A 25,471-nucleotide genomic window follows, 5' to 3' on the forward strand; every position below is an offset into this window, starting at 1 on the left:
CCATCGCGACTAAAGTCGGCTCCTACCACGGACGGTGTAGGAGCCGACTTTAGTCGCGATGCAGGCAACGCGGTGTCAAGGCAGTTGCGGCGACGGGAGTTCACACGCTAAGGGGCTGGGGCTACAAAAATCCTTGGGCGAACCTTAATCGTTCTTAATTCAGAACGATTAAGGTGCCGACAAGGACCTTAAAGGCGCACACGGGGACACTGATAGCCTGGATCGTAATAGGAAATCTTGCCCATGAACGCCCGCATGCAAGCCCCCGGCGCCGCCCTGGACCCGGTGACCCTCGACCTGCTGCTGACCCTGGCCGCCACCCTGGCCGAGCCCGGCCCTGCTGCGCCCGATACGTTGCATCAGCACTCCAGCGCCCTGTGCGAGCACCTGCTGGTGCGCTACAGCGACACGGCGCCGGAACCACAGCGTGTGGCCTTGTCGCCGTGGCAGACGCGCCGCGCCAAGCAGTTGATGCTGGAGCAGATGGGTGCCAGCCCCTGCATTGCCGACATCGCCGCCGCCTGCTCGCTGTCGCGCAGCCACTTTTCCCGCGCCTTCAAGAAAACCACCGGGCAGTCGCCCCGCGACTGGCTGCAGCAGGCCCGTCTTGAACGCGCCAAGGCGCTGCTGGCCGACAACGACATGGCCATCGCCCAGGTGGGCCTGGAGTGTGGGTTTGCCGATCAGTCGCACTTCACCCGCGTGTTCACGCGGGGCATGGGAGTGACGCCCTTTGCCTGGCGTCGCTCCCTGCCGCGTCAGTCCCTTACCAACTGAATTTAAGTTCGGTGCCCAGGTAGTTGCTGTCGTGGCCACCGGCGTCGCGCAGGCTTTGCCCGACGTCGTAGTGCACAGCCTCGATGGCCCCGCTCAGGTTGGCCGTGAAGGCGTAGTCGGTGCGCAGCTGGGCATAGGCGCCGGTCCAGCGCTGGCCGCTGCCGGCGGTGTTGGCCACGGCGATGTTGGGCTGGGTGTACACCGCGTCGTTGGTGGTCTGACGCCACAGCAGGCCGACCGCAGTCTGCACGCTCAGGCCCGGCAGCGGCTTGACCGTGAGCGACGGCTTGACGTGGATCAAGTTGCTATAGCCGGTGTAGCCGGCCAGGGTGAAGTAATAGCCATTGGGGAACAGCGGGTTGAAGGTGCCCACGCGGCCGTCGCCGGCATGGCTGTCACCCGAGGCGACGTCCAGTTGCAGGCCCAGGCGCGGGGTCCACGGGGTTTGCTTGAAGGTGTAGCCCAGCCGACTGCCAGCGGCCCAGGCGCGGATGTCCTTGCCGGCCACGCTGCCTGACTGCAGCATGCCTTCCACGTCCCAATCCACGCTGGCTGCGGTGCCGGCATAACGGGCATCAAGGATGTCCCGGTGCTCGCTGCCCACCGCGTCCAGGTACTGGGCTTCGTCGCGCTGGTACAGGGCGTAGTAGGCCGACAGTTCCTGATTGCTGCCCACCACGCGTTCCACGCGCAGCATGTCGAAGCGAATCGCCTTGCTGGAGGTGTCGTCGAAGTGCTCGTCGTCGCGGTACTGCACCGGGTGGCTGGCGATGCCGATGAAGCGCCACTGGCTGGTTTCCCAGTCGGCCCACAGGGCATCGAACGACTGACGCACGTTGGGTCCGTCGCGCGAGGACACGAAGCGCTGCAAGTCGAAGGCGAAATCCTGGCGGCCCACGCGGGTTTTCAGGGTGCCGCTGTCGTAGGCGTTGATGTATTCCAGAAAGGCCAGGCGCAGGTCCAGGCGGTTCTGGTCGGCGCCGCCGATGGTGGTCTTGTCATAGGCGCGTACGTCTTCCAGTTGCGTGAAGACTCGCCAGTGCTCGTTCAAATGCAGGTCGGCGTGCACCTGGAAGCGTTGCAGCAGGTAGTTGTCACGCTTCACGCCCTTGGTGCCGAAGCCGGGGGCGTCGTTCATTTCCAGGCGTTCGCGCAAGGTGGCGCCCAGGGACAGCCAGGCGCTGTCCCCCAGGGCGATGTACTTGAGGTTGTCCAAAGGCTCGGTGCGCAGGGCGGGGGAGGCCAGGGCCGACCAGTCCTCCTGCCAGCGGTTGGCCTTGATGGCGGGGCGCGTATCGTCGGCCGCTGCCAGCAACGGCAGCAGCGCCAACGACAGGCCGACGAGTGGCCGCTTCACTGTTTCGCCAGGACTTGGTGGATTTCCGCGACGTAGCCGCCTGGGAACTGCACCATCGCCGCCGTACGGCCATCGGTGGTGGCGGCCGGTACCAGCACGGTGGCGCCGCTGCCGGTGGCCTTGGCCAGGGTGGCATTCAGGTCGGCCACTTCGTAGCCAGTGGTGTCGTGGCCGTAAGGGAAGGGCAGGTGACCGTCGGTGACCAGTACGGTCATGCGGCCGAAGTCGGAGGTGATGCGCACACGCTCATAGGTGCCCTTGTCGCGGCCGATCTCGGCGCCGGGGGCGTGTTTATCGTCGGCCACCACTTTGCCGTGGGAGAAAGTGGTGAACGCCTTGATGAACGCCGGGGCGCGATCGGCTGATACGTACACGCGGTTCTCCGGTACGTACTGGAACGCCGCATAGTTGGGCGCGGTGTTGTGCCAGTATAGCTGCATGTTCACGCCGCCTGGCCACTGCACCACGGCGTCGCGGCCGATGGGGTCGGGGAAGGGCGCCACGATCACGTCGGCACCGGCCTGGCGGGCCAGCTTGATGGCCTGGTCCATGTCCTTGACCAGGTAGCCGTTGCGCTCATCACCGAACGGGTGCGGGATGGGCGTCTTGAAGCCGAACAGCGAGACCGTGCCCGAGGGCGTCTGCAGCAGCTGCGAGGTGGTGCTGCTGGGCGTTGGCGTGACATCGGCCACCACTTGCGGCGTGCTCTTGCCGCCGAAGGTGGTGGTGAAGCTTTGCACAAAGGCATCGACATCGCCGGGGGCCACGTACACGTGGCTGGTGTCGTATTGCGGGCCGACCGCAGGGCCGGTGGCAGCCAGCGCCGACAGCGGCGTGGCAATGGCGAGCATGAGCAGGGTATGACGCATGACAAACTCCAGAGAGGGGCAAGTTGATGGCGTCAGGGTGGCGGGTGGGGGAGATGAATAATTGAATGGGTGTGCTTTTCAAGCCGATGCCTTGAAACCGCGTTGCCCGCATCGCGACTAAAGTCGGCTCCTACGCCGACCGAGGTAGGAGCCGGCCTTGGCCGCGATGCAGACGACGCCGTCCTGTAGCGTCAGCGTTTGTGGAGGGCATCGCCATGGTGCACGGCGTGGTGGCCGGTCTTGTCGCTTTTGACTTCGTACTGGGGCTCGGCTTTGGACGCGGGGCGGTGCCTGCCCATGAACTCCAGGTCATGCACATGCACCTTGACCACCGTGCCATGGATTTCGCCGGCTTCGGAGTTCCAGCGCACGGCATCGCCGACTTTGAACGTTTTCATCTTCGGGCTCCTGGGTTGTGGGCGTAGCCATAAGACTCAACGCCACAGCGCAAAATTCCCGTAGCCGCTGCCGCCAGGCTGCGCTGGCCCTCTGCCTCGCTGAAGATCTTCAGGGTTCACACCGGCCAGCGCAGCCTGCGGCAGCGGCTACAGGGCGGCGTGGATGTGCGCCATGCGCTCCTGGTGGGTGTCGGGGAAGTGGATTTTGCCGCTGGCGCGGGTGATGGCGGTGTACAGCAGGGCCAGCTTCTTGGACAGCGCCCGCTTGCCCTTCAGGTTGGCGAAGTAGTAGAGGTCTTCGGACAGGGCCATGTGCGGCAGTTCGAAGTTCTTGGCGGTGTAGACAGTCGCCAGCAAGGGGCGCATTGGGGTGTCCCAGGAAAACTCGGCCAGCTCGGCGCGCCGGTACAGCCCGGATACGCCAAATCGTCCCCCGACGGTCTGCAGCCAGTGCTCCACCCGCAGGAACGCCTCGTTCCAGGCCATCACTTCACGCAACTGGGCCCAGTTGGCGTAGCGGGCAATCAGGCCATGGCTGGCGGGCTGGTCGTACAGGCACAGGTTCAAACAACCTTCCATGAACCCTTCAAGGCGCCATTCCCAATCGATGACTGCCGCGCCCCGGGCTTCGTCGCGGCTGCGGATCAGCCAGTCAAACAGGCCCCATTCGTCCGCCACCAATATCACGCACGGCTCGGCGGGGAAGGTGGTGGCGGGGTAGTGGGCGACCACGGTTTGCTTGGTCTTGTCTGCCGTGAACGGCAAAGTGCTGGCATGTGGGAATATCTCGATCAAGTCGTTGACGTAGTCCACCAATGACGGCCCACAGCGCAGCGACATGGCCATTTCACGATGCCGAATCGAGGCGTGGTGAGGGACGTAACGGCCATCCAGGTTTTGAAACTGGTCACCCAGGGTAATGACCGATTGTGGCGAGCGGTTGAGGAAGTCGACGATGGCCGGGGACAGGTCCTGGCCCTCGTCGATGATGATCATCTTGATGGGCTCGGGGATGAATAGGTTGTGCAGCATCATCTGCTTGATCCGGTGGTAGCCCCGACTGGGCAGCAGCGGCGCATCGACGTTCAGGGTCTTGATCTTGAACCACAGCTTCTCGGCCATCAGCGCCAGCAGTTGCCGCTCGGCCGGGGCGATCCACAGCAACTGCTCGGCGGGCAGGTGGGCGACGGTGATGCTGGTGTCGGGCGTGGCGCAGAACCTGGCAATGATACTCCAGCACAGGGCGGCGACCTGCGTTGGAGTGCGGCGGCCGATGGGCCCCAGGTTGGCCTGCTCGGCCAGTGCCGCGTAGTGCACCGGCAACCGTGATGAGGCCAGCATGCGCGCCTTGAGCAACTGATTGCCGCGGGCCAGCAGGTGTTCGGCCAGTTGCCTGAAGGTGGAGGTGGACACCTGATCGCCAAAGCGCTTGCTGACGGCTTGAAGCTTGGGCTGCGCGTCGGCCAGCAGCAGGCATTGGCCCTTGGGCATCAACTCCAGCACTTGCTCCAGCACGAAGGTCTTGCCGGTGCCGGCGTGGGCCTGGGCTTCGATGGAGTCCTCAAGGTTGGCGCGGATGTTCTGCACCAGGCGCAACTGGTGGTCGCTGAGGCGAATGATCAGGCCGCCGGGGCGCGGGTAGGCGTGCTGCAACGGACCGTGCGAGGCCCGATGGCGTTGCGCGAAGTCGAAATCCCAGGTGCCCTGGGGGTGAACGAACGGGTGGCGTTTCACCGTGTCGGCGTCCAGCAGTTCGATACCGATGGCGCGGGCGTGGGCCAGCCCCTTGGCGAAGGCGGCCGGCTCAAAGCCTTCGGCCAGGAAGGTTTTCAAGGTGGCGGTGGGGCGCTCCAGCAGGCGGGCGAAGGCCTGCTGCATGGCCACGGCGGAGTTGGCTGGCAGCTTGGGCAGGTGCAGCAGGTAGAGGATGGCCGCCGTCTGATAGCGGCACAGGTCGGCCACGTCCAGGGGGGCGTCGTTCAGCAGGGCGCCAGCAAGCGGTTCGCTGAGCGGCAGGTACCAGGTGGCTGTTTTCATCGGGGCAAGTCCGGGGGCCATTGACCGTCGCAACATGCCCTTGGCCCCCTTGGCGCAGAAAGAGGAAATTTCCCAAGCAGCACATTCGTTCAAAACAAACCCTTGGCGCTGTGCTTCACTAGCAGGTCGCCCGTCCACCCCGCTCAGCAAGGAGCCCGCCATCCATGAACCGCAACGACTTGCGTCACGTCGACATGAACCTGCTGGTGCTGTTCGAAGCGCTGATGTTCGAGCGCAACCTGACCCGGGTGGCCGAAAAGCACTTCATCGGCCAGCCGGCGGTCAGTGCTGCGCTGGGCCGGCTGCGCGACCTGTTCGACGACCCGCTGCTGATCCGCAACGGTCGCAACATGGAGCCCACCCTGCGCGCGCTGTCGATTCTGGAAGAATTGCGCCCGGCGCTGGACACCATCTCCGGCGCCGTCAGCCGCGCCAAGGATTTCGACCCCACCACCAGTTGCGCCACCTTCCGCATCGGCCTGTCGGACGATGCCGAGTTCGGCCTGTTCCCGCCCTTGCTGGCGCAGCTGCGCGAGGAGGCGCCGGGCATCATCATCGTGGTGCGCCGCGCCAATTACCTGTTGCTGCCGGCCATGCTCGCCAGCGGCGAGATCTCGGTGGGCGTGAGCTACACCACCGATTTGCCGGCCAACGCCAAGCGCCGCAAGCTGCGTGATATTGGCTGCAAGGTGCTGCGCGGTGACAGTGAGCCGGGGGCGCTGACCCTGGACGATTACTGCGAGCGGCCCCATGCGATGGTGTCGTTCTCGGGCGACCTGAGCGGCAACATCGACCTGGACCTGGCCAAGGTCGGGCGCACGCGCCGGGTGGTGCTGGGGGTGCCGCAGTTTCATGGCTTGCGGGCGCTGCTCAGGGGCAGCAACCTGATTGCCACGGTGCCCGACTATGCCGCTTGCGCGCTGGTGGAAGACGGTGCGCTGCGCGCCGACGAGCCGCCGTTCCCCATCGTGCCGGCCGAGTTGTCGATGGTGTGGAGCGGGGTGCACGACAACGACCCGGCCGAGCGCTGGTTGCGCGCACACATCAGCCGCGTCATGGCGGCGCCGCTGCCCTGACACCGCCGCGCTCCTTGTGGGACCGGGCGAAGCTCGGGAAGCGAACGACACGATAGTCGGGATGGCCTCTTCCCGAGCTTCGCCCGGTCCCACAAGGAATGCGGTGGGTTCATCAACGATTTCTGGTCGCACACCGGTTCAAAACACAGCACACCCGTGCAATCGGTCCAGGGGCAGGGTGCTCATCATAGGCGCTTCTGATCACCCACCCAGGACCACCCATGACCCCGCACCGCCACCACCCCGCCGACCTTGCCCTGTTGTGGTTGCGTGTGTGCGCCGCGGTGTTCCTGCTGACGGTGCACGGCCTGCCCAAGCTGCTGAACTTCCAGGCTCAGCTACAGTTGATCGAAGACCCCTTCCACTTGGGCGCCGTGCCCACCCTGTGCCTGGCTATTTTTGCCGAGGTGCTGTGCCCGCTGCTGATCATCGCCGGCGTGTTCACCCGCCTGGCTTGTCTGCCCGTGCTGGCGGTGCTGCTGGTGGCGCTGGTGTTCGTGCACCCCGAATGGACCCTTGAGCAGGGCCAGTTCGCCTGGCTGCTGTTGATCCTGTTCACCACCATTTTGATCGGCGGCGCCGGCCGCCTGGCCGTGGCCCCGCGCTTGCCCGCGCCGCTGCGCTACGCCTGATTTCTCCACCTTCCCAGGAGCTGCAATGAACGCCGAACTGATTCTTTTCAATGGCAAGTTTCACACCGTCGACCGGCAGAACCCCACCGCCAGCGCGGTGGCCATCCGTGAAGGCCGCTTCGTGGCCGTGGGCAGCGATGCCCAGGCCATGGCCTTTCGTGGCACCGGCACCCAGGTCATCGACCTTAAAGGCCGCACCGTCATCCCTGGCCTGAACGACTCGCACCTGCACCTGATCCGTGGCGGCCTGAACTACAACCTGGAACTGCGCTGGGAAGGCGTGCCGTCGGTGGCCGACGCCCTGCGCATGCTCAAGGAGCAGGCTGACCGCACGCCCACCCCGCAATGGGTGCGCGTAGTGGGTGGCTGGAACGAGTTCCAGTTCGCCGAAAAACGCATGCCCACCCTGCAGGAGCTCAACCAGGCCGCCCCCGACACCCCGGTGTTCGTGCTGCACCTGTACGACCGCGCCTTGCTCAACCGCGCCGCCTTGCGCGTGGTGGGCTACACCCGCGACACGCCAAACCCGCCCGGCGGTGAGATCCAGCGTGATGCCAATGGCGACCCGACCGGCATGCTGATCGCCCGTCCCAACGCGATGATCCTCTACGCCACCCTGGCCAAGGGGCCGAAGCTGCCGCTCGAATACCAGGTCAACTCCACCCGCCAGTTCATGCGTGAGCTGAACCGCCTGGGCCTGACCAGCGTGATCGACGCCGGTGGTGGCTTCCAGAACTACCCCGATGACTACCAAGTGATCGAGCAGTTGGCCAAGGACGATCAGTTGACGGTGCGCATCGCCTACAACCTGTTCACCCAGAAGCCCAAGGAAGAGCTGACCGACTTCAAGAACTGGACCTCCAGCGTCAAGCTGCACCAGGGCGACGACTACCTGCGCCACAACGGCGCCGGCGAGATGCTGGTGTTCTCGGCGGCCGACTTCGAGGACTTCCTTGAACCGCGCCCGGACCTGCCGCAAACCATGGAAGAAGAGCTGGAGCCGGTGGTGCGCCACCTGGTCGAGCAGCGCTGGCCGTTCCGCCTGCACGCCACCTATGACGAGTCCATCTCGCGCATGCTGGACGTGTTCGAGAAGGTCAACCGCGACATCCCGTTCAACAACCTGCCGTGGTTCTTCGACCACGCCGAGACCATTTCGCCGCGCAACATCGAGCGTGTACGCGCCCTGAACGGCGGCATCGCCATCCAGGACCGCATGGCCTTCCAGGGTGAGTACTTTGTCGACCGCTACGGCCAGCAGGCCGCCGAGGCCACGCCGCCGATCAAGCGCATGCTGGCCGAAGGCGTGCCGGTGGGCGCCGGCACCGATGCCACGCGGGTGTCCAGCTACAACCCGTGGACCTCGCTGTACTGGATGGTCAGCGGCCGCACCGTCGGCGGCCTGGCGTTGCAGCCTGAAGGCTTGCCGCGTGACACCGCGCTGGAACTGTTCACCCACGGCAGCGCCTGGTTCTCGTCCGAGCAAGGCAACAAGGGCCAGATCAAGATCGGCCAACTGGCTGACCTGGCCGCCTTGTCCGCCGACTTCTTCAGCGTCGAGGAAGAAGCCATCAAGTGGCTGGAATCGGTGCTGACTGTGGTCGGCGGCAAGGTGGTGCACGCCGACGCAGAATTTTCCGACCTGGCGCCGCCGCGCCTGCCGGTGGTGCCCGAGTGGTCGCCGGTGGTCAAGGTGCCGGGCCACTGGCGCCCACAAGCGCCCATGGCACAGCAGGTTCACCACTGCAGCGGCCCGTGCGCCGTGCACGTCCACAGCCACGACCGGGCGCGCCAGTCCAGCGCGCCGATCAGCGACTTCCAGGGTTTCTGGGGTGCGCTGGGCTGTTCCTGCTTCTCGTTCTGAATCTGTTATCCAACACACACGCTAGGAGTCCGTTATGAGCAATTCGCCTGTTTACAACCGCCTGAACAAAGACGACGCCGTGGTCCTGCTGGTTGACCACCAGACCGGCCTGATCTCGCTGGTGCAGGATTTCTCGCCCAACGAGTTCAAGAACAACGTGCTGGCCCTGGCCGACTGCGCCAAGTTCTTCGGCCTGCCGACCATCCTGACCACCAGCTTCGAAAACGGCCCCAACGGCCCGCTGGTACCTGAGCTCAAAGAAATGTTCCCGGACGCGCCGTACATCCCGCGCCCTGGCCAGATCAACGCTTGGGACAACGCCGACTTCGTCCAGGCCATCAAGGCCACCGGCCGCAAGCAACTGATCATCGCAGGCGTGGTGACTGACGTGTGCGTGGCGTTCCCGACCCTGTCGGCGCTGGCTGAAGGCTTTGACGTGTTCGTGGTGACCGATGCCTCGGGTACTTTCAACGACACCGTGCAACAGGCTGCCTGGGCGCGCATGAGCGCTGCCGGTGCCCAGCTGATGAACTGGTTCGCCGTGGCCTGCGAGCTGCACCGCGACTGGCGCAACGACATCGAAGGCCTGGGCAACCTGCTGTCCCAGCGCCTGCCCAACTACCGCAACCTGATGAACAGCTACGTGGCGCTGACTGTCAAGAAGTAAGTCTCGACCTGTAGCCGCTGCCGCCAGGCTGCGCTGGCCCGTGTGAACCCTGAAGATTTTCAGCGAGGCACAGGGCCAGCGCAGCCTTCGGCAGCGGCTACGGGGTGGGTCGAGAACTGTTCGTTTGCGTGAATGCTTGCCATTATCGCTGGACAGGGTACTGTCGCCTGCTTGAACACAGGCAATTGGCCCCTGGACATGAAAGACGTTGCAATCGTGCTGTACCCCGATTTCCTGCTGCTGGACATGGCCGGCCCGGTGGAAGTGTTCTCCATCGCCAACCGCTATTTGGCGCCTTGCCAGCACTATCGCATCGCCACCTATGCCACGGCGCACCGCAGTGTGCGTGCCTCAAGCGGCATCACCGTGCACGCCGATCACCTGATCGAAGACGCCAACCAGCCCATCGACCTGCTGCTGGTGCCTGGCGGACCGGGCGCTTATAACGAACAACATCCTGCGCTGATCGACTGGCTCAAACAGGCCGCCCAGCACTTGCCGTCCTATGGTTCGATCTGCACCGGCGCCTTCATTCTCGGCCACGCGGGCCTGCTGGATGATCACCGCGTCACCACCCACTGGCATTACACCGACCGCCTGATCAAGGCCTTCCCCAAGGCGCAGGTGGGCACCGAAGACATTTACATTCACGATCGCAAGCTGCTGTCCTCTGGTGGTGTGACGGCCGGCATCGACCTGGCGCTGTCGGTGGTGGCCAGCGACCACGGCCGCAAGGTGGCGCTGGACGTGGCCAAAGTGCTGTTGGTGATCATGCGCCGCCAAGGGGACCAGGCGCAGTTCAGCCCGCTGATGGCCGAGGTGGCGGCCCAGGACTCGCCGGTCACCCGCGTGCAGCACCATATCCTTGAGCACCTGGACCAGCCGCTGAGCATCGACGCACTGGCCGAAGTGGCCGCCATGAGCCCGCGCAACCTCAGCCGTCTGTTTGCCCGGGACGTGGGCATCACGCCCATGGCCTTTATCCAGAACGCGCGCATCGACCGCGCCCGCAACCTGCTGGAAAGCACCGAGCTGCCGCTCAAGACCGTGGCGTTCAAAAGTGGCTTTGGCAGCGTCCGGCACATGCGCCTGCTGTTCAGTGAACGCATTGGGCGTACACCCGCGCAGTACCGTGAGCAATTCAATTGAAGGGATGATGTCCGGATTGGGCACGACATTGGCCGTGTCGTATCCCTGCCCGTCACCCGATGTGCGTGCCTGCCTGCCAAGATAATCCTCAGTCGACTATCGGGCAGGGGAGACGGTCATGGGGGACATGGGGGTGATGGACGAGATCGCACAGGCGCTGCGCGACAGCATGAGCCCTGGGGATCGGCTGGCCAGCTGGAGCTTCCGCTGGGCGGTGCAGGATGGGCAGATCACCTGCAGTTGCTGTCAGGCGACGCAAACGATCAACCAGCCGGGGGAGGTGTTCACCCATCGGCCAACCTGCGGCGCGCGACGCGAGCAGCATCCCTGGCAGGATTTGGCAGCCCTGTTGGTGCGCCTCACCCCGTAGCCGCTGCCGCCAGGCTGCGCTGGCCGGTGGAAACCCTGAAGATTTCCAGCGAGGCGCAGGTGGCAGTGGGAAACCCTCAGGCCTCGCGCTGCTCGCGCGCCTGTTTCTCGGCCTGTTCCTTGCGGCGGTTCTTCAAATCCAGGCGGGCGCCCCAGGCCATGGCGGCGGCGCCGATGATCAGAAGCAGGATGAGTTGGCTGGTCGGCATGTGGATCTCCTTGGGAAAAAGTCCCATTGGAACCTGCACTCAAACGAAAAACCAAACAGATCACAGTTACAGGATGTTTCAGCACGCACCGTATCGGTGCGACTGGACGAGAGGCGTGACCCGCTCTTACACTGAGTTGGCCCATCCCGTTTGCAGGCGCTTCGCCATGACGCTTCCCGAACAGCCCACGCGCCCGCGCCTGCGCGATGCCAGCCGGACAATCCCGGAAACCCTGCGCCCTGCGTTCAACGCCTATGTGCTTGAGCACTACCGCGGCTTTCTGCTGGCCATCAACCTGATCGCGGCGGCGGCCTATTATTCCTATGTGTTCGCCGACTTCATCCTGATCCCGGACATGGCCATGACCTCGCTGGTGGTGCGCACCAGCCTGGTGGCCTGGGGGTTGGTGAACATCTTTTTAGTGTTCCGCTACAGCCGCAACCTGCTGTTGCTCGACATGCTGATGCCCGTGCACGACCTGATCTGCGCCGTTGCCTGGTTCGAACTGCTCAAGCGCAGCCACTCACCGGACATACCCACGTTCCTGTACGCCTCGGTGATCTTCGTGCTGTTGGGCAACCTCGGCGTGCGGGTGTCATTCAAGGGCATTGCCGTGGTTTCGCTGTTGATCTCGGGCGTGGTCATCGGCAACGTGGCCCTGTTGCACCCCAACGATCCCAAGGCGCTGCTGGTGTTCGTGGTGGTGTACCTGCCGGTGCTGTTTTTCAGCCTGTTCATTGCCTGGACCAACGTGGTCAGCGTGCGCCGCGCCTTCCTGGCCGACCAGGACGAACGCTGGCAGCAGGCGCAGCTGTACGACCTGAACCAAAGGCTGCAAGCGCTGGCCATCACCGATGCCCTGACCCGGGTGGGCAACCGCCGCGCGTTCGATCAACACCTGCACGAGCGCTGGATGCTGATGGAGCAACAGGGCCAGCCGTTTGGCCTGCTGCTGGTGGACATCGATTACTTCAAGCCTTTCAACGACCACTACGGGCATCAGGCTGGCGACCGTTGCCTGGCCGACGTGGCCGGGGTGATGGCCCAGTGCGTGGCCGAAGGGGAGCTGTTCCGCTATGGCGGCGAGGAATTCGCCATCGTTTTGCCGCTGGATGACCATGGGCAGTTGACCGCCCTGGCCAAACGCCTAGTGCAGCAGGTGCAGGAGCTGGGTATCGAGCATCGGCACCGGCCGGACGGGCATGGGGTATTGACGGTCAGCGTGGGGGCGGCGATGTGTGATGGGGTGGCGGGGCAGACGGCGACGGAGGTGTTTGGGCAGTGCGACCGGTTGCTGTATCAGGCCAAGCAGGGCGGGCGCAATCAGGTGGCGGTGGCCCTGTAGCCGCTGCCGCCAGGCTGCGCTGGCCGGTGTGAACTGGAACACAGGGCTGGGGGACTGTTATTTCTATCAGGTTCCAGCTCAGCCGCTTGTTGATTTAATGAGGCCTTCCTTCACATGAAAGCGAGTAGGTCTCATGAGCGAATTAATTATTGATTCCCCCGTTGCACTTGACGCTGCCGCTGGCTCGTCGATCAAAGCCGATCCCGCGCTGTCGGGTGCGGTCGAGTTTACCTCAGGCATGGCGGGGCGGCATGTGCTGCCTGCGCTGGGCGCACCGATCTATGTCAGTGCGGGAACGCCTGATGGTACTGTTGTGTATCAGTCGGATATTATCCGTCCTGCAGAGGGCACAGGTGGCGTTATTCGTGCGGGCAGTGAACCTACCGATGCTTTGTATAGTAACAATCGCTTCAACTATGTAGGTGGCGGGCATGAGTTACCTACAGGTGTCCCGGGCCTGAGTTACGTGATAGTGCTGCTGTACCCTGACGGCTCGTTATCGGCAACTGTAGCAGGGCCTATCGGGTTGACGCCCGGTACACTCTACTCAACAGGAATGGGATACGCCATCCAACTCGTGAAAACGGGGCCGGCTGCGAATGGAACCGTAGCCGCAGGTACCTTGTTTCAACTGGTAGCGGGTAGCGCCAGAACCTTACTGTCGGAGTTCTTGCTGACCTCGGCGATTACGGTTGTGGTTACTGCGTGACGTAGAGCGCCGTTATCGCCCCTGTATCGGGTTATCCAGTGTGGGACCGGGCGAAGCTCGGGAAGCGGCCAGCAGGCCTATCGGGTCGATCGCTTCCCGAGCTTCGCCCGGTCCCACAACGATGGTCAGTCGTACTCGGGCTGTCAGCGCAACGCCTGCGGATTCACCAGGTTCTGCGGCCGCTCCCCCCGCAACGCCGCCAGCAGATTGTCCACCGCACACCGCGCCATCGCCTCCCGTGTTTCATGGGTGGCCGAACCGATATGCGGCGTCGCCACCACATTATCCAGCTTCAACAACGGCGACTGCGGGTCCAGCGGCTCGCGCTCGAACACATCCAACCCCGCCGCGCGAATCTGGCGCGTCTGCAAGGCATGAATCAACGCCTGCTCATCCACCACCTTGCCCCGCGAGATGTTGATGAAGATGCTGTCCGGGCCCATCAGTTCCAGCTCGCGCGCACCAATCAGACCGGTTGTCTCAGCCGTCAGCGGCAAGGTCAGACAAATGAAATCAGCTTGCTGCAGCAACTCGTCCAACCCACAGTGGCGCGCCCCAAAGCGCTGATCCACCGCAGGCTTGGGCGTGTGGCTGTGGTAGATCACCGGCATGCCGAAGCCGAAGTGACCACGCTGGGCCAGCGCCTCGCCAATGCGGCCCATGCCGATGATGCCCAGGGTCTTGCCATGCACATCAGTGCCGAATTGTTTGCTGCCGACGCTGGCGGTCCATTCGCCGTTGCGCACCATGCTGGCCAGTTCCACCACGCGCCGTGCGGTGGCAAGGATTAGGGCGAAACCGGTGTCGGCGGTGGTCTCGGTCAGCACGTCTGGGGTGTTGGTCAATTGCACGCCACGCCGGCTGAGGTCGTCGATGTCATAGTTGTCGACGCCCACCGAAACGCTGGACACCGCCTCAAGCTGCGGCGCCAGGTCCAGCAGCGCGGCGTCCAGTTTCAGGCTGGCGCCCAGCAGACCGTGGGCCTGGGGCAGGGACTCGCGCAGGCGCGCCAGGCCGTCGCTGGCCGGGTCTTCCACGTAGGTTACGTCCACCTGGTCGCCCAGGCGGGCCAGCAGGGCGGGGGACAGTTTCTTGTACAGCACCACATGCTTTTTCATCACAGGTTCTCGTGTTCAGGAATGGTGGGCGGTGAGGGCGCGCGGCTTGGCGCGCACCAGGTCGCAGCCGCCGGGGGCCAGCAGCAGGGTCAGCACGGCCGACAGCACCAGTGCGCCGCTCATCAGCAGGTACGAGGCGCCCGGGTTGCCGGTGGTGCTGTTGAGGTAGCCCACCAGCCAGGAGCCGGCGAACGAGCCCAGCGCGCCCATGCTGTTGATCAGCGCCATGGCGCCACCGGCCACGTTGGCCGGCAGAATCTCGGGGACGATGGCGAAAAACGGCCCATAGGGCGCGTACATGCACGCCCCGGCCACCACCAGCAGGGCGTAGGACCACCAGAAATGCTCGCTGCCCAAGGCATACGAGCCGTAGAACGCTAAAGCGGCCAGCAGCAGGGGCGGCCACACGAAGCGTTTGCGCCGCTGAATACGGTCCGAGCCCCAGCTGATGGCGAGCATGGCAATCACGGCGGCCAGGTACGGCAAGGAAGACAGCCAGCCGGCCTCGACCATGTCCATTTCCTGGCCCTGCTTGAGGATCGACGGCAGCCACAGCACGAAGCCATACACGCCAATGCTCCAGCAGAAAAACTGCACCGACAGGATGATCACCTTGGGCGAGCGGAACGCCTCGGCATAGTTCTTCACCGGCTTGATGCCTTGCTGCTCGGCCGCCAGGGTCTCGCGCAAATCGTCTTTCTGCTGCTGGCTGAGCCAGCCGGCGTTGGCCGGTTTCTCATCGGCCAGCCGCCACCAGATAAACGCCCAGGCAATGGCCGGCAACCCTTCGATGATGAACATCCAGCGCCAGCTGAAATGCTGCACCAGGTAACCCGAGACCACCGACATCCACAGCATGGTCACCGGGTTGCCCAGGATCAGGAAGGTGTTGGCGCGCGAGCGTTCGGCGCGGGTGAACCAGTGGCACAGGTATACCAGCATGGCCGGCATCACCACGGCTTCCACCACGCCCAGCATGAAGCGAATGCCGATCAGCCAGTAGGCGTTCTCCACCACCCCGGTCAGGCTGGCCAAGGCGCCCCAGGCGATCAGGCTGACAAAAATCAGCTTCTTCACGCTGCGCTTTTCGGCGTAGATGGCGCCCGGTACCTGAAAGAAGAAATAGCCGAGGAAGAACAGCGCCCCCAGCAGCGAGGACAGCCCCGGCGTCATGGCCAGGTCTTCGGCCATGCCGGAGGCGGCGGCAAAGCCGTAGTTGGCCCGGTCAAGGTAGGCCAGGCTGTAGGTGATAAAAACGATCGGCATGATCACCCACCAGCGGCGGGTTGCCAGTTTCAGCGTATTCATGGGTGTGCTCCTGAGCATTTTGTTGTTGTCGCAACAGGTCCTTCCATGGGGTTACGCGCGGCGCAGGGCCACGGCTTCCAGCAATTGGTCGCGGCTGGGCAGGCCTTCCATGTCACCCTGGCTCTGCACGGCGCGGCTGCCGATCCAGTTGCCACGGTCCACGGCCTGCTCCAGGGTCTGGCCTTCGAGCAGGGCGCTGATCACGCCCACCGCAAAGCCGTCGCCGGCGCCCACGGTGTCCACCACCTTCTGCACCCGGTGGGCTTCGACAAAGCCTTCGCCCTGGGCGGTGCGGTAGTAGGCGCCTTCGGCCCCCAGCTTGATGGCCACGGCTTCGGCGCCGTGGTCCAGGTAGAAAGCGGCGATGTCGGCGGGGTCTTCATAACCGGTCAGCAGGCGGCCTTCGGCAAGGCCCGGCAGTACCCAGTCGGCATGGCTGGCCAGGGCGTTGACCTCACTGATCATGCGCGTCTGGCTGGGCCACAGGCTTGGACGCAGATTGGGGTCGAAAGACACACTGCGGCCGGCGCCGCGCATGGTTTGCATCAGGTGGCTGGACAGTTCCTGGGCGCTGGCCGACAGCGCGGGCGGAATGCCGGTAGCGTGCAAATGGCGGGCGCTGAGCAAGTCGTCATTAAGGTCTTCCACGCTCAAGTGACTGGCCGCCGAGCCGCGACGGAAATACTCCACCACCGGGTCTGCGCCATCATCTTCACGGGACTTGAACTGAAAGCCCGTGGGGTTCGCCTGGTCCACGCCCACGTGACGGCAGTCCAGCCCTTCGCGTTGCAGTGTGTCGACCACAAAGCGGCCCAGGGAGTCATTGCCCACGCGGCTCAGCCAGGCCACGTCGAAACCCAGGCGCGACAAGCCGATGGCGACGTTGCTGTCGGCCCCGGCGATGCGCTTGTGGAAATGGCTGACGGCGGCCAGGTCGCCGGTTTGTTCGGCCACCAGCATGGCCATGGTTTCACCGAAGCACAGGACATCAGCCATGAGCGACGCTCTCCGATTGCGATTGGCCCAGGCGGGCGAGGGTGGCCACGTGACCACGGGTCACTTCCAATAGATCATCGCCTTGCAGCGGAAATTCCGCCGCGCGCATCACCTGCGGTGCCATGCGCCGCAGCAGTTGATCCCACAACTCCAGGTCGCGAGCCTGCGGCGGTATCGCCACCAGCTTGCCGGCGCTGGTGCGTTCCACCGCCTTGCAGTGCACGTATTCCACGTATTGGCCCAGCTGCACCGCGGCGCTGAACACCGACTGTTCCTGCCACTGCCAATTGCCGATATCGAACGTCATGCCCACTGGCACGCCCTGCTCGCGGGCGCGGGCAAAAAAGCGCGCCAGCGGGTCGATGCGCCCGCCCTGGGTGGTCTGGTCGTTTTCCACCAACAGGCGTACGGGCTGGTCGGCCAGCAGGTGCTTGAGGGCGGCGAAGTCGTTGTGCGGGGCGAAAAAGCCCAGTGACACTTTCAGCCACTTCGAGCCGCAAGCCGCGGCGTTGGCCAGCGCGGTCACCAATGCCGCATCCGGCTCGGCGCGGCCTTCCTGCCAAAGCTCCATGGGGCAGGAGTACACACTTTGAAGGTCCTGGGCGTCGGCGGCCTGGCGCAATTGGTCGGTATCAAGGGTGGTGAACAGCTCTTCACGCCATTCGATCACGTCGGCGCCGGCCTGTGCGAGCAGGGCGGCAAAGGGCGCCTGGCCCTGTTCGCGGATCACGGTGGCGCCGTAACTGGACAGGCTGATGGACACGGGGTAGAGATTCATTGTTATTGGCCTCTGAAACCGGTTTCAAATTGATCTATGTAAAAGACCCCGGAGCGGGGTGGGGGGTTCAGTTTTTCAATAGGGTGCGGGCGAGCCGGGATGGTTGGGGCAAGGCGGGGGTGAGGAGGAGAGCGGTCATGGGCCTGATTTCCTTGTTGGAATTGTTTTGCCAGGCGGCGTTGGTTGTGGCTGAAATCGGTTTCAGCGATGGGGTAGGAAACACCTTGGTGGGGGTAGGAGTCAAGAGGGGGCAGCTGTGCGGCAAGTTGTTGGGCTAGGGCGTGCTTGCCGTATCCCTGCTGCGAGGCTGCGCTGGCCCCTGAGCCTCGCCGAAAATCTGCACGCTCAGGGCCAGCGTATCTGGATGCCTCAACAGCTCGCTGGCAAGCCAGCTCCCAGAGTATTCGCGTACCCTCCACATTATTTCATACAGGGCCTAGCCTTGCGGTTTTACTGAAACTTCGTCAGGCGCAAAGCATCGCTACATCCAGTGCTTCGTTGATAGAGGTTTTCAGCTGTGGATAGACTCCTTTTCCTTATCAAAAATTTTTGGTTTTGTGAGAGCCTAACCGTTTAATGGAAGCATATACCACAGCTCCGGTTTTATTACGGTCGCATCCGTTGCGTAGGTATGTAGCGCTGTAGTCCATTTCTTGAAGGATCCTCGGTTAGTTCCGCTCTCAAATAGTCCTGTCCATGCCTCATAGGTTGTGCCCAGCGGAGGAGTATAAACTCTGTTTGCATCGTAGAAGAACTCGCTATATGCCCACACATTGTCAACTATGGTTCCCCCTACAGCGCGGATGAATTCCAGCGCTTGGGCGTTAGTTCCGCTCCTCCGAACTCTTATTAGTTGCCATATGTTTGAGGTTGTTACTGGGTAGGAAACATTCGCGCCCGCCGTGTCGGTTATTACGATCCTTGTGCTGCCATTTTTGAGCCCTGTCACTTTTCCGTTCTGGTTAACCGAAACCACCTCGGGGTTGTTAGATTGGTAGCTGTAAGGGGGAACTCCACCTAATGGCTGTCTTGATGCAGTGTTCCCAATGGAATCTTGGCCCGATTTTGGCCAATCCGTGACTTTAATAGAGAATCCGGACAACGACATCAGACTCGGGTCTATTGTCATGGCCGGTACCGAGTGCACAACATATACCACCTGCGACAACTCAATGGTATCGCGATCATCTCCGCCAAACGCAATTCGCATAGTCAAGGTCAATAAGCTACTATTCTTTAGTGCTCTGGCACTCGCCAACGGGATTTCCAGGTGTTGTACTCCTACACTCTGTACGGGTTTGCGCGTAGCCAAGTTTATTACCAAGGGCGTCCCATCATTATGGGTCCCCCGCGCCTCTACCCAGTAGAACTGCGAAACATTCATCAGTGGCCATTGATTGACTACTACAGCAGCGTTAGTAGTCAGTTGCGTGACAAAGAACTCATGCGTGTCGTTGTCTGCAGCGGTCATGATTAAGGGCGAGGGCAATGCACTTGGCGGAATAGTTGCCACCGATAAACTTAGGTCCAGGGAACTGCCTATCGCGTCACTGCCACGAAATACCACGTAATTGACGCTAACGACCTTGCCCAGGCTGGCACTCATAAACTCCTGTGGGACAGGCGCCGACACCGTGCCCGGGACTGTCACTGGCACCCAGGGAACATTCAGAACAACCCCATTTGGCAAAAACCACAACACGGCAAGTACATCATCGGGCGCCAGGCGCGCATCTGTCAGCTCCACCGTCGCGGTATTTTCCCGATCACTGGTGCCAGGGACGATCGGGTGCCAGGGGTTTGCAGTGCTACTCGTGGCATCGGTGACCTGCGGTGCAGGCCACGGCGATTGTCCGGGCTCTCCGATAGTCAGGTTCAACAAGCGCGAGCTGCCGAGTAAGTTGCCACCTCGCCGAGCCTCATAGCTCACCGCCACTGGGCGGTTGCTGTTCCCTGTCACGTAAGGATCCTTGGCAATGCTCACCAACAGATCCCCAGTTGGAGGCATCGGCGCAGTCGGATGCGTGCTGGCACTCGGTTCGCCTACCCAGTGCACGGTGATGCTGTCGCCCGGTTGCAGCACGCCACCCGCCTTGACCACCACTTGTAGCGTCGCGCCTACCTGGTCCGGGTCCACCTGGCCGTTGGGAAACGCCGGCAGGGTGCCCGGCGCCGGCAGGGTGTTGACCTGGCCGGTCACGGTCAGTTCCAGCGTGGGCGATTCGTAGCTCTGTCCTTCAGCAGTCACTTTGTAGCGCACGCGCAATGAGCCACCGGCCAGCGCAACGGCATAGAGCTTCTCGATGTACACGCTGATCGCTAGGCCGACCTGGGATGGTTGTTCGATGAGCACTTTCGCGGTCCGGTACACATTAGTGCCGCTGGCGGTGATACCTTCCCAGATCAGGGTGACCTCCTGGCCGACGGCCATAAAAGCGTAAGCCGGCACGATCACCTCCTGGACGTCGCCCACGATCAGGTCGGGGTCGTAGGTGTCGCCGCTCACCCCAGTCAGTCGCGGCTTGGCCAACTCCACCGGTTGTCCGATCACGCTGACGGTGGCCCGCGCGGAGCGTCCGGCAACATTGTTGTGCACGCCGTCGTAATAGACCGTGGCAGTGCTGCCCACCAACGCGGCAGCTTGGGCGTTAGGCACCATCAATGTCAGTCGGGTGGTGGCCTGGGTAATTGAAAACGCCTGGGTGTAGGTCAGTCGCGGGCCCAGTACGGGCTGGCCCGTCCAGGTCAGCGTGCCGGTGGACGGTACGTCGAGGTTGCCGTTGACGGGCAGTTGAACCGCCACGTCAGCGCCCGCCAAGGCATCCATGTCCAGTACGTCGAAGTCGTCGGCGTCACGCACCGCAGGCACGTGCAGCGAACCGGGGGCTTCGACATCAACGCGGTTTTCCAGGCTGAACAGCGACCAGTTTTTAACCGTGTCGCGAATGTCATAGGTCACGACCAACTGCAGGCCGGGGTTGTCGCGGATGATGTCCGCATCGATGACCAGGTTCAGCGGTGCAGCCGCATTCTCAGCTTCGGCCCGCGAGACAATTTTACTGACCGGCACGCTGCTCCACTGCACGGTGATCACGTCGTTTTCGGCGATGTATTGATAGCGCGGCACGCCGACCGTCAATGGCCCGGCGCTGGCTTCAATCGAGTCCGGAATGCCGGTCAGTGGCAGAAGATTTTCATTGATGTACGGCGTGCTCGGAATGGGGTCAGGGTTGCCCGGCACGGTGCGCTTCACCTCAAAAGGCGCGTGCGCAATCGAGGATTTTTCATCGTCGCCCACCAGGCCGATATGGTGGTAATGCACGTGCGCCGTGGTGTCGGGAATGTCGCGGGGGTAGACGTAGAACACCACTTGGCCGACATCCAGATGCTCGTGAGTGATCCAGTCGCTGGCCACCGCTGCGTCGTTCCAGTACAGCGCCAAGGTGTCGCCTTCGGCCATGTCGGTGGTCAGCACCACCTGCACGGCCACCGGCACGGTGGGGTCGTGCAGGTCGTTCTTGTTCAGGCCGCCGTGGACCAGCACGGCGGGGATGATGGGGGCGGGCAAGGTGGGCGTGATGCCGTCGTGGCGGCCCAGGTGTGATGGGTGTCGCTGGTTGAGGATTAGGCGTTGTAGCGCCTGGTTGAGGGTACTCATCAGGATGGCCTCCTAGGGGGAGGCTTGAGTGTATGAAGGGGGGAGGGGGCTGTAACCTGATAGAAATGACAGGTGGGGTAAGTGTCAGATTGCTGGCCAGTCTGTAGGAAAATCCCTAGGGGGATTCACACAAAATCTGCAATAATCGTCCTACGGAGCTAAAAAGATAACGAAATGTTTCCAACATCGTTGTTGTGTGCGAATGCTTGCGCTGGCGTTTTTCCGGGGTTAGGCTGCGGCCGCCGCTGCCAAATCAGCGGTCGGATTTAGCAGTCCGAGATTCGTCAGACGCATGGCGTTGTCATCGCTAGTGTGGGTATCTGCGCCTGCACTAGCGTTTATGGCGGCTGTGCGTGGGGCACCTTCGGGTGCGCCGGGTACCTGACGGTCCGGTCTGCTAACCCGCGTACAACCGCCACCTCTTCGTTTAGCAGCGAGGCTTGGTGTCGCCCGCTCTCAGTAGTGGCCAACCACCGTCGGCGGGGGGGGGGGGCGCCGAGGAAGGCCCGAGCTGTCTGTCATGAAGCCGCGCTATTGCTCAAGATGCTTCTCTGCCGTTCTTGAGATCGAGGGCCGCAAATGTTGCGGCCAAACGGAGGTCGGGTAATCTGCATTCCTTTTGTCTAAAATTTCCAGCTAATATTATCAATGTAAATCGATGGGGCGTCATTCGCGCAGACTACAAATATAGCCGATATTTTGCCTCCCGGGGCGGAATTGTTTTGGCTTACTATTGTCGTTCCTGATATATCGAAGTTAGTGTAGTTACCATCTACATAGAAAACCCTGATAAGAATTTTTTTGCTTCCATTAGTGGCCCCGAATCTAAATTCCGAGAGGGGTTGTGGTGGGGTTATTCTTATGAAATAGTTCCAGCTTGCGTTCTTTTGGAAGTAAAGTGCTTTGTTGATGATGGCTGGATAGTGTGTGGAAGGTGCGACTCTTACTTCAAAGTTACCAAGGTCAGAATTTATGAGAAGACCATTGAGTTCTACGTCCGTATACGTCCGCACCTCGAAGAGTTCAAAGTCTTCGCTGCCAGGCAGCGGCACGGTGGGAGAATCTGCCGAAAGTACCAGTGGCGTGGGCAGCGAGGTCTGCCCGAGCCCCCCGCTTACTCGTGCAATTTTGTATTCGACCGTCACGGGTTTTTTGTCGCTGAGTAGAGCAGTTGCCTTCGGCACTTGGAATTCCAGGGCAGACGCCCCCGCCACTTCTTGCGCTGGAAAATAATGGGAGGATGCGTCATCGATTCCCACCCAGTGTGCGCCCACCCAATATCCGGCCACCTGCCCGGGGAACGCCGCGGTAATCTTCACGCCCTGCGCCGGGATACTGTCCGGATCCAGATAACCATCCACCACACCTTCAACAAGCGGTGCAGGCAGCACCAACGTCACTTGAGTCATCACATACACTCCCTCAGGAAATATCACCGATTCACTTTCAGCCAACGCACCACTCAACCCAGCCTTCATCTCCAGCATCAGTCGTGAGTTGTTTTCCAGCCGCAACAAATCCGGCCGTTTCAATGATCGCCGCACCCCGGTCTGCACCTCACCCGGCTGCACCGTGAAAGGCTCTTCCAGCTGCCCACTCCACGCCTCGCCGTCGTCGCGCAGGGCATGCAATCGCAACCAGAACGTTTGCCCCTCAACCATGAACGGCCAGGGTGCAACCAGCGCAGTGGCATCGCCGGTCACGGTGTTGAGGTCCAGCACTGATTGGGCAGTGGCCTCCACGATGACCGGGGTGGGCAATGTGTTCTGAGCCAGCGGCAGTACACGCAGCAGGAGTTCAGGCGATGTCCCCACCGCCTCAGCGCCCCGGAAAATGACGTAGGTCACCTTGATCTGCTTATCGATGCTCAATGCCAGTACCTCACGCGGCACGGCGATATGCACTTCACCGCGAGCGGTAACAGGCACATAAGGAATTGTTGGAACGTTGCCATCAGGCAAGGACCACACCACAGCGGCCACATCGTTAACCGCCAGGCGAGCATCGTTGATCACCACAGTGGCGGTATTTTCCAGACCGGTAGCCGGGTTGATAGGGTCGAACGGATTCACCACCTGGCCCGTGGCATCGACGATTTCTGGCGCAGGCCATCCCGCCTGGTTCGCCCCAATATTGAGCAACAGCTCGGGCGATGTCCCGACTAAACTCCCCCCGCGCTCCACCGTGTACCACGCCGTCACGGTACCGTTAAGATTGGGCGTGATCAGGTCCGGTGAAATCTCGAACAGCACAGGCCCGCTGGCCCCCGCATAGGTCCAGCTGGTGTAGACCGGGGTTACGCTACCCCGCCAGTAATAAGTGACCTTGTCATTTTGATGAATGGTGCCGCGCGGCACTGACAGGGTCGCTCCGCCAGGGTGCTCTGCCGGGTCGAACCAGCCATCCACCGCTTGCACTACGGTCGGGGCCCGCAGTTGGCTGGAGCCAACCCCCACATTCACGATCAGGTAATCGGAAGTACGCTCCTGAGCCGTATTGGGATTCACCTTGTAAAATACCGTCGCCTGGGTGCCGTCCAACGGCGCAAGCAGGTTTTGGGGTAGCGTGATCACCAACGGCTGATCCTGTTCGCCCTCGACCACCGGATACGCCGGACTTTCGTAGTTGACCACCTGGCCGTCCAGGCTGGTACCGCTCACATGCAGCACGATGATGTCGCCCGCCGACTTGCTGCCATACACCGGGGTGCTGAAGCGCGGAAACTGGATATCGATGGGCAGTTCATCATCGCCATTGAGGTCAAGGGCTTCCGGTGCTGGCCAGGCCAGTGGCTGGCCGATGACGTCCAGGCTGTTGCGGGCCGAGTGGTCGCTGTTGCCGTCTTTGCTGAGCGTGTAATACACCACCACGCGGCCACCGCGAATCTGCTCCACCACGGCGCTGGGCACTTCGAAATACAAGGCCATCGGTGCACGTGACACGCTGAGGTCTTCGGTGTGCACCACTGCGGTACCGTCAGCGGTGATGCCGCGCCAGATCAGGGTGCAGGTGCCGTCCACATAAGGGGAATTGCGCTCGATGTCGACTTCCACATGTACGGGGCTGCCAGCCAGTGCATCCAGGTCAATAACTTCTTGGTCCCTCCCAGCCTCTTCAACCCAAGGCTCGTAGAGGCTGGAGTCGTTGGCGTATACCTCAACGTAGGTGGTTGGCGCCCAGGGTCTTTCCTCCGAGTCTCGCGACGAGTTGTTGACCCGATCCACCAGCTTGTAGGTGACGTTCAGATTCACGTCGTCCCAGGCGTCGCGGATGGTGTCGGCACCGACCTGAAACACCATGTCCCGTCCTATCTCAGCGGTATTTTCCACCCGTTGGGTCAAGGTTTCCGAGCCCCAGTGCAGCTCGCAGATGTCATGCAGCGCCATGTTGTCCCAAGCTGCAATGGTCACCGGGACGCCCGCCGCGGCATCGCCCGGCCCCACGCCGTTGTCGATGATGTGCTGCGGCAACTGCGCCCGGGCCATGTTCTGGTTGCCCGGTTCGTCGGCGTCGGTGTCGTTGCCGCCGGGGCGGCTCAGCTTGACCAGGTACTTGCGCGTGGCCGAGCGTTCGGCGCTCTGGCCTACGGCAGTGACTTGGCAAAAGGCCAGAAACTCGCCCTCCTCGATACGGTCGGTGGGGATGAACAGCCGTACCGGCAGGGTCGGCACCTGATCGAAGATTTGGGACGCCACGGGTACGTCCTGATCGCCCCAGAACACTTCGACGGTGTCCAGAACGCGCGGGGACGAGTAGTAAACATCGGCCAGCACGCCTTCGGGCAGCGTTTCGCGCAGGGCGATGTTGACGGCGCCGTCGTAGCCCTCGGGGGTGATGCTGTCGGCGTTGGGGATGCTCAGCGGTTGCACTTGCAGCAGGCCGGGGGGCTTGGGTCGGGGTCTGCGGTGCGGGGCGCTGCGGGAGCATCCAAGGGTGTGCTTGCATCGGGCTAGGCGGTGGCTGAATGCCGCTGCGCCCCAGCCGCTGCAGTTGCTGGGGCGTGAGGGTGTGTCTGGGCATGACGGGCTCCTGGTGAGGCGGTTGATGGAGGCGAGCCCTTATTCAACGCCTGGCAGGGGAAATGCACACCTGTCAGATCTGACAGGTGTGCATTTAACCGTCACTGCTGGCAGCCGTGTAGCCGCAGCCTGGCGG

General features: G+C 62.6%; 21 protein-coding genes. 10 read left to right on the plus strand and 11 right to left on the minus strand.

The features are described from left to right. Nucleotides 1-243 precede the first annotated feature (243 nt). Nucleotides 244-777 carry a helix-turn-helix transcriptional regulator gene (locus tag ACZ9GA_RS10305; protein WP_457362770.1) on the plus strand — a complete coding sequence of 178 codons (534 nt, stop codon included), beginning with the start codon at nt 244-246 and terminating at the stop codon, nt 775-777. On the opposite strand, the gene ACZ9GA_RS10310 is transcribed toward ACZ9GA_RS10305, so the two are convergent. The 4 genes from ACZ9GA_RS10310 to ACZ9GA_RS10325 form a co-directional block, all read right to left on the minus strand. Continuing rightward, nucleotides 767-2,134: an alginate export family protein gene (locus ACZ9GA_RS10310; protein WP_457362769.1), complete on the minus strand. Its 1,368-nt coding sequence runs from the start codon at nt 2,132-2,134 to the stop codon at nt 767-769. The genes ACZ9GA_RS10305 and ACZ9GA_RS10310 overlap by 11 nt on opposite strands. Further along, a complete protein-coding gene (locus ACZ9GA_RS10315) occupies nt 2,131-3,003 on the minus strand; it encodes a glyoxalase (RefSeq protein WP_457362768.1) in 873 nt (290 codons plus the stop codon). Before ACZ9GA_RS10315 ends, ACZ9GA_RS10310 begins: the two co-directional genes overlap by 4 nt. Before the next feature lie 191 nt (nt 3,004-3,194). Next, entirely contained in the window at nt 3,195-3,401 is a 207-nt protein-coding gene (locus ACZ9GA_RS10320) for a hypervirulence associated TUDOR domain-containing protein (RefSeq protein ID WP_457362767.1), read from the minus strand. A gap of 147 nt (nt 3,402-3,548) precedes the next feature. After that, nucleotides 3,549-5,438, minus strand: a complete 1,890-nt coding sequence (locus ACZ9GA_RS10325; protein WP_457362766.1) for a hypothetical protein — start codon at nt 5,436-5,438, stop codon at nt 3,549-3,551. Between the two features lie 164 nt (nt 5,439-5,602). On the opposite strand from ACZ9GA_RS10325, the gene ACZ9GA_RS10330 reads away from it, so the two are divergent. From ACZ9GA_RS10330 to ACZ9GA_RS10355, 6 genes are all read left to right on the plus strand, one after another. Then, nucleotides 5,603-6,514 carry a LysR substrate-binding domain-containing protein gene (locus ACZ9GA_RS10330; protein ID WP_457362765.1) on the plus strand — a complete coding sequence of 304 codons (912 nt, stop codon included), beginning with the start codon at nt 5,603-5,605 and terminating at the stop codon, nt 6,512-6,514. Between the two features lie 221 nt (nt 6,515-6,735). Further along, complete coding sequence (locus tag ACZ9GA_RS10335) at nt 6,736-7,146, plus strand: DoxX family protein (RefSeq protein ID WP_457362764.1); 411 nt, start codon at nt 6,736-6,738, stop codon at nt 7,144-7,146. Between the two features lie 25 nt (nt 7,147-7,171). Beyond that, nucleotides 7,172-9,010: an amidohydrolase gene (locus tag ACZ9GA_RS10340; RefSeq protein WP_457362763.1), complete on the plus strand. Its 1,839-nt coding sequence runs from the start codon at nt 7,172-7,174 to the stop codon at nt 9,008-9,010. A gap of 34 nt (nt 9,011-9,044) precedes the next feature. Continuing rightward, complete coding sequence (ycaC, locus tag ACZ9GA_RS10345) at nt 9,045-9,677, plus strand: isochorismate family cysteine hydrolase YcaC (RefSeq protein ID WP_457362762.1); 633 nt, start codon at nt 9,045-9,047, stop codon at nt 9,675-9,677. Nucleotides 9,678-9,875: 198 nt separating this feature from the next. Further along, complete coding sequence (locus ACZ9GA_RS10350) at nt 9,876-10,826, plus strand: GlxA family transcriptional regulator (protein ID WP_457362761.1); 951 nt, start codon at nt 9,876-9,878, stop codon at nt 10,824-10,826. A 133-nt stretch (nt 10,827-10,959) separates the two neighbouring features. Beyond that, entirely contained in the window at nt 10,960-11,196 is a 237-nt protein-coding gene (locus tag ACZ9GA_RS10355; RefSeq protein ID WP_457362760.1) for a hypothetical protein, read from the plus strand. A 76-nt stretch (nt 11,197-11,272) separates the two neighbouring features. Here the strand turns inward: ACZ9GA_RS10355 and ACZ9GA_RS10360 are convergent, their stop codons facing one another. Beyond that, nucleotides 11,273-11,404, minus strand: a complete 132-nt coding sequence (locus ACZ9GA_RS10360; protein ID WP_457362759.1) for a hypothetical protein — start codon at nt 11,402-11,404, stop codon at nt 11,273-11,275. Between the two features lie 166 nt (nt 11,405-11,570). On the opposite strand from ACZ9GA_RS10360, the gene ACZ9GA_RS10365 reads away from it, so the two are divergent. Beyond that, on the plus strand, nt 11,571-12,749 hold the full coding sequence (locus ACZ9GA_RS10365) for a GGDEF domain-containing protein (protein WP_457362758.1): 1,179 nt from the start codon (nt 11,571-11,573) through the stop codon (nt 12,747-12,749). Between the two features lie 133 nt (nt 12,750-12,882). Then, complete coding sequence (locus ACZ9GA_RS10370) at nt 12,883-13,458, plus strand: hypothetical protein (RefSeq protein WP_457362757.1); 576 nt, start codon at nt 12,883-12,885, stop codon at nt 13,456-13,458. 143 nt (nt 13,459-13,601) lie between these two features. Here ACZ9GA_RS10370 and ACZ9GA_RS10375 read toward each other — a convergent pair whose 3' ends face one another. From ACZ9GA_RS10375 to ACZ9GA_RS10390, 4 genes are read right to left on the minus strand one after another with little or no spacing between them, the layout of a single operon-like run. Then, complete coding sequence (locus ACZ9GA_RS10375; RefSeq protein ID WP_457362756.1) at nt 13,602-14,576, minus strand: NAD(P)-dependent oxidoreductase; 975 nt, start codon at nt 14,574-14,576, stop codon at nt 13,602-13,604. A 15-nt stretch (nt 14,577-14,591) separates the two neighbouring features. After that, a complete protein-coding gene (locus tag ACZ9GA_RS10380; RefSeq protein WP_457362755.1) occupies nt 14,592-15,884 on the minus strand; it encodes an MFS transporter in 1,293 nt (430 codons plus the stop codon). A 51-nt stretch (nt 15,885-15,935) separates the two neighbouring features. After that, nucleotides 15,936-16,880: a sugar kinase gene (locus ACZ9GA_RS10385; RefSeq protein ID WP_457362754.1), complete on the minus strand. Its 945-nt coding sequence runs from the start codon at nt 16,878-16,880 to the stop codon at nt 15,936-15,938. Then, nucleotides 16,873-17,658, minus strand: a complete 786-nt coding sequence (locus ACZ9GA_RS10390; RefSeq protein ID WP_457362753.1) for a sugar phosphate isomerase/epimerase family protein — start codon at nt 17,656-17,658, stop codon at nt 16,873-16,875. Before ACZ9GA_RS10390 ends, ACZ9GA_RS10385 begins: the two co-directional genes overlap by 8 nt. 137 nt (nt 17,659-17,795) lie before the next feature. Between ACZ9GA_RS10390 and ACZ9GA_RS10395 the strand changes: the two genes are divergently transcribed. Continuing rightward, nucleotides 17,796-17,936, plus strand: coding sequence for a hypothetical protein (locus tag ACZ9GA_RS10395; RefSeq protein WP_457362752.1), 141 nt, complete (start codon nt 17,796-17,798; stop codon nt 17,934-17,936). Between the two features lie 287 nt (nt 17,937-18,223). On the opposite strand, the gene ACZ9GA_RS10400 is transcribed toward ACZ9GA_RS10395, so the two are convergent. Beyond that, on the minus strand, nt 18,224-21,316 hold the full coding sequence (locus ACZ9GA_RS10400; RefSeq protein ID WP_457362751.1) for an Ig-like domain-containing protein: 3,093 nt from the start codon (nt 21,314-21,316) through the stop codon (nt 18,224-18,226). Between the two features lie 623 nt (nt 21,317-21,939). Beyond that, a complete protein-coding gene (locus ACZ9GA_RS10405; protein WP_457362750.1) occupies nt 21,940-25,185 on the minus strand; it encodes a hypothetical protein in 3,246 nt (1,081 codons plus the stop codon). Between the last annotated feature and the right edge of the window lie 286 nt (nt 25,186-25,471).

The organism is Pseudomonas sp. TE3644 (assembly GCF_056278815.1).